This is a genomic window from Haliscomenobacter sp. (assembly GCF_033763495.1).
Lineage (GTDB): Bacteria > Bacteroidota > Bacteroidia > Chitinophagales > Saprospiraceae > Haliscomenobacter.
This window is the reverse complement of the sequence record NZ_JANRKL010000110.1, coordinates 19,761-29,997: the sequence shown is the minus strand read 5'-3', so window position 1 is coordinate 29,997 and position 10,237 is coordinate 19,761. Positions and strand designations below refer to the sequence as shown.

The 10,237-nt window shown below is 47.0% G+C and carries 9 protein-coding genes; 5 read left to right on the top strand and 4 right to left on the bottom strand.

Annotated features, from left to right (window positions below):
• Window positions 1–544: 544 nt before the first annotated feature.
• A complete protein-coding gene (locus tag SFV55_RS11780; RefSeq protein WP_320029701.1) occupies window positions 545–2,017 on the top strand; it encodes a hypothetical protein in 1,473 nt (490 codons plus the stop codon).
• On the opposite strand, the gene SFV55_RS11775 is transcribed toward SFV55_RS11780, so the two are convergent.
• The 4 genes from SFV55_RS11775 to SFV55_RS11760 all read right to left on the bottom strand — a co-directional run bounded on the left by SFV55_RS11775 (window position 2,018) and on the right by SFV55_RS11760 (window position 6,628).
• Window positions 2,018–4,273, bottom strand: coding sequence for a hypothetical protein (locus SFV55_RS11775; RefSeq protein WP_320029700.1), 2,256 nt, complete (start codon window positions 4,271–4,273; stop codon window positions 2,018–2,020).
• 13 nt (window positions 4,274–4,286) lie between these two features.
• Entirely contained in the window at window positions 4,287–5,330 is a 1,044-nt protein-coding gene (locus SFV55_RS11770) for a hypothetical protein (RefSeq protein WP_320029699.1), read from the bottom strand.
• Window positions 5,331–5,428: 98 nt separating this feature from the next.
• On the bottom strand, window positions 5,429–5,977 hold the full coding sequence (locus tag SFV55_RS11765) for an RNA 2'-phosphotransferase (RefSeq protein ID WP_320029698.1): 549 nt from the start codon (window positions 5,975–5,977) through the stop codon (window positions 5,429–5,431).
• An 84-nt stretch (window positions 5,978–6,061) separates the two neighbouring features.
• Window positions 6,062–6,628 (bottom strand): NUDIX hydrolase, encoded by a 567-nt coding sequence (locus tag SFV55_RS11760; protein WP_320029697.1) that lies wholly within the window; start codon window positions 6,626–6,628, stop codon window positions 6,062–6,064.
• Between the two features lie 106 nt (window positions 6,629–6,734).
• Here SFV55_RS11760 and SFV55_RS11755 point away from each other — a divergent pair, with 106 nt between their 5' ends.
• The 4 genes from SFV55_RS11755 to SFV55_RS11740 all read left to right on the top strand — a co-directional run bounded on the left by SFV55_RS11755 (window position 6,735) and on the right by SFV55_RS11740 (window position 10,178).
• On the top strand, window positions 6,735–7,286 hold the full coding sequence (locus SFV55_RS11755) for an RNA polymerase sigma factor (protein ID WP_320029696.1): 552 nt from the start codon (window positions 6,735–6,737) through the stop codon (window positions 7,284–7,286).
• A 113-nt stretch (window positions 7,287–7,399) separates the two neighbouring features.
• Window positions 7,400–7,927: a hypothetical protein gene (locus SFV55_RS11750; protein ID WP_320029695.1), complete on the top strand. Its 528-nt coding sequence runs from the start codon at window positions 7,400–7,402 to the stop codon at window positions 7,925–7,927.
• Window positions 7,928–7,949: 22 nt separating this feature from the next.
• A complete protein-coding gene (locus SFV55_RS11745; protein ID WP_320029694.1) occupies window positions 7,950–8,375 on the top strand; it encodes a hypothetical protein in 426 nt (141 codons plus the stop codon).
• A 417-nt stretch (window positions 8,376–8,792) separates the two neighbouring features.
• Window positions 8,793–10,178 (top strand): tetratricopeptide repeat protein, encoded by a 1,386-nt coding sequence (locus SFV55_RS11740; protein ID WP_320029693.1) that lies wholly within the window; start codon window positions 8,793–8,795, stop codon window positions 10,176–10,178.
• Window positions 10,179–10,237 lie beyond the last annotated feature (59 nt).

Here is a 10,237-nt window from a genome sequence, read left to right as displayed (position 1 = left end):
TGTGTTTCAGCCAAAGCCTTGTCTGCTGCTTCTTTGCTGGCGAGCAGTTCATCGAACTTTTTCTTAGAAACACAAGATTGCATAGAACCTAGCGCAAGAACAACTACTAGTAAGTTGAGTACTAGACGCATGTTTTTCTGTTTAATTTAAAAATGAATAGTTTCGTAACCATGATGGCGCTCTCGCCAGTCAAGCTTTGAGCAGTTTTTACCTACTCTTAGAAATAGGAAACGCCCTAATCCCAGCTTTTATCTTGCAAAACAAGGCATATTTTGTGAATAAAACAAAACAACACTTAAATTTATTAGCGATGTAAGCATGCTAAATGCCAGTTTTGGGTCTGAAATGGGGCCTTTGCGAAAGAAGATGATGTTGGACTGCAAATCAAAGCTTAAATTCACCACCTACTAAGTATGACGAAATAATTACTCCCCAGTTTTTTAGAGGCTTTTGAATAGGAAGCTTACTTGAAATGATGTGTTCGGCCGTCTATTCAAAACCCAAGTCGGGAACTTAATTTTTCTGAGTTACTAAACTGCATTTTATGAAGAAGCTACTCATCCTGCTTTGTTCCATTCTTGGCTTTGTTTCCCTTTCTTTTGCACAAGCCCGTTTGGACACCAATGTTTTTATTTTTAGCCGCCTTCTACCGGTCAGTCCTACCCAGGTAGTCACGGTTCAACAAAACTGGAGCAGCACAGGGGCCCCCTTGCAATTGTATTTTCAAAGCATTTCCAGTATCAATGCGGCCAAAACAGAAAAACTGGTGTCGCTAAAGACTGGCCCTTTCAAAGCCCAACTCAAAGATGTATTTGTCTGGAATGGTGTTTTGAACCTGCTGACCTCAGTTTACCACCCAGGGCCAGGCCGAAGTAATTTCCTTTTACAGCAATTTGATTCTAAAACACTCAAAGAAAAACACAGCCAACTCATCGATGCGGTGGCTACCCCCCGCCCCAGCAGCGATTCCCCTTACCTGGGTTATTGCATTTCTCCTGACAGCAGCCACATTGGGTTTTACAGTTGGATTTATGCCTATTCCGAAGATTCAGTGCGGCTCAATGTACAGGTTTACAACCGTTCGCTGGAAAAACAATGGTCGAAGCAATATACCTTACCTTATCTCAACAATCGGTTTTTGATCAACAACTGCGCTTTGCGCAACAATGGTGAATTTTTTCTTTTTGCAGAAAATTATGCTGGTCGGATCGGGGCTGCGACGGTTATCAAAGCCAGCCTGATCGAACATATGGCCCTTCACATGCGCAGAGATGTGGATACAGCCAAGGTATTGCGCACCCAACTGGCCAAAGGTGCCCACTTCTCCAGTTTGAAGTTTGGGCTTGCTTCAGACGAAACACTTTATGGAATCGGCATTTGGCAAGCACCTCGTTTTACAACAGAAAGTGGCCTCTATATTTTAAAGATGCCTTTGGGGGCGGCAAATTACACCCAAAACATCGAAGAGTTTCCCAAAACATTGTATCAAAACGCTGAACGTTTGGCACGGCAAGATTCCGTGTTGGGAGAACATTACACTCCAACCGGTTTTTTCAATTACACCATTTATAAACTGTACTTTCAAACTACAGGACAAATGTACCTCCTGGCTACTAGTGGAAATGCCAACATGCTGATCCGCTTCGATGATCAGGCCAAGCCTCAATACCTCAGTATCATTCCACGGATGAAATATGGTTTTTTCGATGCCCTGTACGATGGCAATCTGTTTATCAAAGGTGATACAGCTTTTTTTCTACAAACACAAATAGAAATGCCTGCCGAAACACCTTATAAACTGGTTCGAATTGGCCCTAAAGGAGAATTAATTCACGGTGTTGTGCAATCCAGGATTACTGGCCGGAGGCCCCAATTTATGTTGAGCGCCTTTTATTGCGAGCAAATTGATGATCACCGCATCATCTTGACTGCCACCGACAATCAAATCCCTTATAACGCTCCACGCACGCTGACTTTTCGCATTGAGGAGATCAATCAGGTGTTTAAGGACAATTGATCAACGGGCGGTATAAAACTTGAAATACTTGCATTCAGCCACAATTCGGGCATAAAACTGAGTATCGGCGTAATCCCGTTTGAGGATCTCGAAATTTTCATAGGTGCGGGTTCCTCCACGCCAATAGAAATTATTCTGTTCGCAACGTGCCGCCATGAAGGTAGCCCGGGCGGCTATTTCGCGGCTACCTGTAAACTGCCGGGCCATATTGAAGTAGTTCAAAGCCTGGGTGCAATCAAAATGCTCCCGGTTGCCGAGGGCAAAACGTTCATCGGGCACCAGGTTGGGGTCTTGGGCATTTTTGCGCCGCTTCAAGCTACTCCCGCTGCGAAAATTGTCCATCACTTGCCAGGCCGAACCAAAATAACTCATGTTGTAATAGGCCAGCCCCATTTGGTAAAAAAAGACCCCACCTTCCAGTCGATTGGCTAAAGCGCGGTATTCCAAGTCCAGCATCCGCTCGATGATTTCCCCCCGGTTCAAAAAAGTAACCGTATCCCGAATCGGGCAATGTACACAATCGTGAAAACGCTCCACAAAGGGTGCCCATACCCCATAATCCGTCCAGGCGTTGCGGTCAATTTTTTTCATTTCCTCCAAAGCAGCAGCCAATTGGTATTGGTCCAGTAAAACGGTGGCTTTGAGCATATGAATATCATTAACTGTAAGCAAGGTATCTCCTTGTTTGAGCAAATTGCGTTCCATGCGGTTCAGCCGCCGTTGTTGCAACATAGCCAGGAGGTCGTTGAGCTCGGTTTCCCGGGGGTTGACCTTTAAATCGCGGAAAGGGTAATACGACAAAAAGGCTTTGCCTGGCATTTTGTACCGTTTGTACAGCCAGCCCAGTTTGTCGCGGGTATAAGGTTCAAATTTGGACGGAAAACGCAGGAAAAATTCATTGCTCCGCATCATATTGGCAACCTCGTCCTCCATGTCGTCGTCGACTTCCTGATAGGCGCCAATTTGAGCCCCCAGCATAAATATCTTCAGTTGTTCTTGCAAAGCCTCGTCTTTGATGCTGTCCTCAATGCGCTCAAAAGACTTGATGGCCGCATAAAAATCACCGGAAACCATTTCCAGGTAGCCCTCCGCAATGGCCCAGAGTTCCGGGTTGGAGGTTTTTTTTTCGGAATTGACTTTTTGTACAAAATCTTGCACCTGAATCAGGTAATCATCGATCCCGGGCTGAGGAATTTTGTGGTAACGTTTATTCTGTTCGCGGTTTTTATTGAACTCCAAACCGAGCAACTGTTTTTCCAAACGCCGCATTTCCCTTACCAGCAGCACATCCAGGTACTCCATTTTTGGATCGAGTTCGTAGATGAGTTTCATTTCTTCCAGCGCCCGACTGCGGTCGAGGTAGGCGCGCATGGCGTAGAGCGTGGCACGCTCCTGGTCGCTTCGGCACAAGGTGTAGGTCGCCTGCCATTCCTCATCGCTGCGGATGCGGAAACTCTGTAAGGCTGACTCCCGCTTGCTGGGACAATTCAAAAAAACCTTGGCATAGTCGTAGGCCGCTTCGGGATAACGCCCCAAAGCCTGTAGTGCTCCGGCCCGATGCCCCAAAATCCAATACTCGATCAAACTGGGATCGTTGTCCACTTTGGGCATCAACCAGTCGTACAACTCAACCGTACGGTTGTACTGCCGGGAATAATGCGCCAAACGAATGATTTGAAAAGCATAACGCAGACGAATGTAATGGGAAGCGCAATTCATAAACTCGTCCCGCCCCCGAATGATCAAACTATTGATGATGGCCAGATTGCTGGGTCGATCTTCCCAAGGGTCGGTGCTGGTCACGTGGGGTTCCACATCGCGGGTGTATTGCAGGTAGCGCAGGGTTTCGGTGCAACCGTACCTGTACAAATAAGCGGCAAAGGTATTTTGGCGCAAATAGGGACTTAGCCCATAATTTTTTACCGTGATGCCATTGATCACTTCTTCAAGGTCACTTTTCGGCCAGTCGTACACCACGGCATAGATGTCTGCTTTTTCGGCCTTGGCGCAGTAGCGGCTGTGCCACTCGTCGAGGTTGTCCTGCATCATGTTGGTCTTTTGGACCCCGTAACGCTCGTACAACACATCGAAGCCCAACACATAAGGCGCACCCGCCGTAGCACCATTGATGATGGTGGAACGGAGGAAGGAAAAACCTTTGAATTCTTGCAGATTGGGGCCGCAGTCGCCGCCGAGGGGGATGGGCCAGAAATAGAGGCAGGTGCATGCCAGGAGGGTCAATCCGGAAACAATCATGCGCAACGAGCGCTTAAAAAACGGCAAAAATATCCTCCAGCTCATCATATTTGAGTGCTTTGTTCAGGCGATCGTGCCAATGATAAATCCCCACCCAACGCAGCCCCCCACGTGACAAATGCTTCCGCGCAAAACGCGCCGCCGCCAACAACTCCGCATACCCACAGGTCTCAATCCGCAACAAATCGCCTCGGTACAAATAATGCCCGTTAAGATACGTACTTTTTCGCACGCGAAAGCGCTGGGGAGCAATCTGCTCGAAACGGGTGTCACCCTGCAGGTCTTCTACCCGCAGCTCATTCAATAATCGAATCATCTCCCCCTCCCGAAACAAGACGCCCCAACTAAAGGCCGGCAGCACCACATCCAGCGGCAAGGGGTACTTTGGAAAAGGCACATAAGCCTCCACCGCCGATTGGGAAAAAATGGAATTCTCCTCTTCCCAACTTTCCAAATCCCCTACATTGTACAACATAAGTGTACCGCTGGCCACGGGTGGAATGCCTGTCCGTTGGGGGTATTTGTATTGGTGCAGGCGGATGGTGGTGGAAAGTAGGCATTTGCGCTGCGCTAGTTTTTTACCCAATTTTTCCAAAAAAGCAAAATAAACCCGGCGGCTGCTGGCCGTCCAGTCGCAGTCAATTTGTATTTCGGAGAGGTTCGGTTTGTCTAGGGGCTGAGCCAAAGCGTCTATTTTAGCAACGATCTTTTGCGCCAAAGTTTCCACCTGTGCCTCACTTTCCACGTGATTCCAGCTGCGATTGGTGATGTAAATGACGGGAACCAATTCCAGTTTTTCCAGCCCGGCGGTATCGATTTGAATGCTGGCAAGAGGGACGATTTGGCCTTGGGTTTCGTCCCAGTCTACGTCAAAAAACTTGGCGTACAACCTTGAAATTTGAAGTTTTTGTAAGCTTTTTTGCTCGGCGGGACTGAGCGACAAATTGGTTTGCCAGTGGTAAAATGCGCGTTGCACCTGCGGTTCAGGCTGGCAGCCGCTGATGAACAGGATTAGGATAAAAACCAGGATTTCAAAACCAAACAATCGCTTAAACATAACGCTATCTCTTCTACGCGCCCCTTTCAAAGGTGCCCTAAAGTGGTTCAAATCAACCAGTATGAAGCTGCAAAAAACATTTAAATCCTGGAAGTGATTCAATCTATCACCTCAAAGTACCCCACCGGCACCTCATCTACCAACCAAACCCCATTATCCGATTGATAAAAAGCATGGCCAATGGCGTGCATTTTGCCAGCAAATACTTTAAGCACAACAACTCGGCCATGTCGTTCACCCACTTTTTCAGCAGTTTCAACATCTAAGGACAGGTGTACCTGGTGGCGCTTGCCTTTGATGATGCCCACATTGAGGATCGATGGCAAAAAGCGGTCAGCTGTACCATGGTACAAAATGTCTGGAGGGACTTGCGGGCTGTAGCCCAGTTCTACATCGATGGAATGCCCCTGACTAGCCCGAATTTTCAAGCCATCGGGACTAAAAGCAAAACGTTGTTTGTCATTTTCCTGAACAACTTCGAGAAGGGCATCTATAGAAAGATCTTGGCCTTTTTTGGCAAAGGCATCCAATAGTTCGGCAATGCTGCACCAGCCTTGTTCATCCAGGTGCAGTCCATAAAGCTCGGGTTGGTGTCGCAGCAAGAGCGAAAGTTTTTTGCTGAGCCGCGTTTGTACTTGGGTGTTCATTTTAGTATGATTCACTAGCTAGGTAATGGCTAAAAAACGACTAAAAATGGGATTAAGTTCCTTAAAATCCATTTCGTTTTTGGCTCAATTTGCCTGAGTCCGTTCAAAAACCTTTTGCGCAAAGCGCTGGATCGAGGCATCTTCCCAGGCCAGTAGCTCTTCAATTGGGATCCAGCGAAAGGAATTTTCATCAAATTTAGCAGGTAAAATCAATTTAAACAAGTAGCGCAGATCGTGGTGCGGGTGCGCTGGAAAATCAGCGCGTGCCGGGATCAGGTGCACATCTACATCAATGGGCTCTCCTTCGCCAAAGACACTGAATGCCGTTACACTCAAACCCGTTTCTTCCATTAACTCGCGGATGGCCGCTTGCAGGGTATTGAAGTCCTGATCTGGCTCCACGTGACCTCCAAATTGCAACCATCGATCCAGCTTTTGATGGTAATGAAAAAGGATGTTTTGCTGCTTTTGATCCATTAAAATGGCAGAAACCGTAATGTGCCCAGCGGGAAGTTGGGGATAAAAGGGGTTTTCCTGACTTTGAATGAAAGCCAGCACCTCTTGTACATGCGCCCGCTCAACCTCATTTGCAGGATGATAGGCTTTTAAAAAGTCCAGGGTAAATTGTTTTTGCTGTTCTACCCGCATCATATGTTTCAAGTTTATACCTTTCGGTGGTAAAATAAGGATAAAAATTCAGCCTCCGTTTAAACCATTGGCACAAATCCAAGTCAAATCTTCAAACCAACAAAATCTGATGCCGCAGGCCAAAACCAGTGACGACGAAATCCTGGGACTCATGCGAAACCCTAAAACCCTGGAGCGTGGGTTTCGGCTCTTGATGGAAACCCATCAAGAGCGGCTATATTGGCAAGTGAGGCGCCTGTTGAACGACCACGACGATGCCAACGATGTCTTACAAAATGCCCTGGTTAAAGTGTTTCGCAACATTGGGCAGTTTGAAGGAAAATCGGGTCTCTACACTTGGTTGTACCGCATTGTGACCAATGAGGCCATCACCTTCCTCAACCAGCGCAAGCGGCGGAGCTCGACCTCAATTGACGATGCCAACATCAACCTGGCCAATCGTTTACAGGCTGACTCGTTTTTTGATGGGGATGAGGCTCAGATTCGGTTGAAACAAGCGCTGGAAACCCTGCCGGACCGCCAAAAGGAAGTATTCAATTTGCGGTACTATGAGGAAATGGGTTACGAAGAAATGTCCCAATTGCTTAACACTTCGGTGGGGGCACTCAAGGCATCTTTTCACCACGCAGTCAAAAAAGTAGAACAGTTTTTTGCGGCATAGGGGTAGTTAAAATACATCAGTTTTTTGCCCCACTGCATTAGTTTATTCAAGCTCAATAGATTTTATGACACAGGCTGGCCTGTGTACATAAAGTCTAATCAAAACAACAAAGAATGAAACGCCCTGATGAGGATATCCGTAAAGAGTTGGAGGAGTTATCCCCGCATTTGCTCAAAATGAAGGAGCAAGGGGATGGTTTTCGCCTACCTGAGGACTATTTTCAGCGCATGCAAAAAGAAGTGCTGGAAAAGGTCCAAAGCAATTCACAAGCTGCTCCTGCCCAAAATATTGGCTGGCTGGATCGGTTTTTTGAACCCCTCCAGTTTTTGTTCCAGCCCCGCTGGGCACTTGGCTTGGCCAGCATTGCCCTGCTCATCGCCTTGGGTGCTGTTTGGTTGTATCAAAGTCAGCCTGTAGCAGGATCTGAACTAAGTGCAGAATTAGCCAAACTTGACCCTGAATCCTTGAATGCCTACATTCAGGCGAATTTCCATGAATTTGATACCGAAACCTTGCTGGAATTTGCATCCAATCAGGAGAATCAGCCCAGCTTTGAAGATTTAACGCCCGAGGACCTGGATCAATACCTGGATGATGTCATTCAGGAAATGGATGCTGAGGCCCTTAAGGAATTACTCTAACCCGGAAAAAGATTACAGCAACATGAAAAAATGGATCGTAGCGTCGGTTTTGTTTGGGGCTTTTCTGCTGACTTTGCCCCAAGTAACCCAAGCACAGGACCGCATTCGCGCCCTAAAAGTGGCGTTCATCACGGATAAGCTCAAACTCACTCCCGAAGAATCGGAGAAATTTTGGCCAGTGTACAACCAATACGAAGCCGAACACAAAAGGATTCGCCAAAAATACCGCCCCGATCAGGACATCAATACGCTGAGCGATCAGGAGGTAGAACGTGCTATGCTGGATCGCTTTGAGATGGAGGAAGAGCTCATCAAACTCAAACGCGATTATTTTCAGCGCATGAAGGGTTTTATGGCTGTCCGCAAGATTGCCCTTTTGCAACGCAGTGAACAAGAGTTCAATAAGGAACTATTGCGGCGAGTTCAGGAGGCAAGAGGGAAAAAATAATTTCGGAATGGGGATTTCGGATTTCGCAGCGCTTCTGTATTTGAGCAGGTTAAAAACCAACACTTAGGATTTCAGGCCTGAAAACACGAGTTACAATTAACCCAAATTCTGGAAGTAGAACTCCATCGAAATCCGAAATCCCCATTCCGAGATCCCCTAACTATTCGCAAAAAATTAATACACAAATACTTTAATGAATTCAGCCCTTGGCATTTTTTTTGTTCGTATATGTCAAAAGATAAATAATTCAAAACAATAAACTATTAAAGGACAAAGACTTAGACAAATTTTACCGTTCCCTCAAAAACAGCTACCGTTCCATTAATGGTCTTCACTTACTCAGGCTAAAGTTCGGAGATGTCATTGCCTTTTCGTTATCTTTAGCAACAATCTGCTTAAAGACTACAATTGTACCTTATGAGTAATCAGGCGCTGATCGATTTAGTTACCGAGTACGAGGCTATGTTGGACCAAGGAGAGTCCCTTTTTTTGGACCAAGATGCTTACCGACATTTGATTGATCACTACCTCAGCGAAGAGATTTTTGATCGGGCAATGGAAGTCGTTGAACGCGCCATTGACAGTCATAGCTATACCGTTGAGTTTTTGCTGCGCAAAGCAGAAGTTCTTGTTCAAGCCAACCAGGAATACCTGGCATTGGAAGTGTTGACCCAGGCAGAAATTTTGGCCCCCAACGAACCTGAAATACTGTTGCTGCGGGCACAAGCACTTACCTATCTGGGCGAACATCAGGCGGCCCATGAACAATTGGGGCAGCTACCCGATGAGCTCGATCCCAATGTCCTGGCTGAATCGCATTTTGTACGAGCTTTGATTTACGAAAACCAACAGGAATATGAAGCCATGTACCTGGCGCTGAAAGCGGCGGTGATCCACGATTCAGAAATGCGGCATGGCCTCGAAAAAATCATGAATGCAGTGCAACACATCCGCAACTATGAAGAATGTGTCAGCCTGCATGAGCAAATCATCGACGAGAACCCCTACTCCTGTGTAGCCTGGTACAACCTGGGGCTTTGCCATACACATCTGGGCAACTACGAGGATGCACTCGAAGCGCTCGAATTCGCGTACCTGGCCGACGACACCTACGAGCTCGCCTACCGCGAAAGGGCTGATCTGGCTTTTGAACTGCAACGTTACCCCTTGACCTTTGATATTTGTGAAGAAATTCTGGATAACTTTGGTGCCGATGCTGATTTGCTGTTGCGCATGGGCCAGTGCCAATTGCACATGGGCCATCCACAAGCAGCCAAATCTTTTTTGAAAAAAGCCCTGGAGCTGGAGAATCACCACGATGAGGTTTTTTTCCACCTGGGTGAAATCGCCATTGCCGAACAGCAATGGGAATTGGCGGCGCACTATTGCAAAAAAGCCATTGAGATTGACGACAATCGGGAAGAATACCACGCCAGCCTGGCTCAAGCCTACACACAGCTTGATGAGCTGGAATTGGCCGAAACGCACTATTGCCTGGCTACCGATATTGCACCAGAAGCAGCAGAGTATTGGCTGCAATACGCTTTATTTCTGATGTTGACCGGTCAGGAAGAAGGTGCCCTGGAAATTTTGGACATGGCGGAAGAAAGTACCGTAAGTCCTGAACTGAGCTACTGCCGCATTGCGTGTTTGTTCCGCATGGGCGATCGTCAGGAGGCTCTCCTCCAACTCAGTGAGGTACTGGAGGATGAATATGCCAGCCACGAACTATTGTTTGATATGATGCCAGAGTTGCGGAGGGATGCATCGGTACTCTCTTTGGTGAAAGCCTTAGAGCAGTGATAAATGAGAAATGATGAGTGATGAATTCTGGTTGCTTTACCAATTCATCACTCATCATT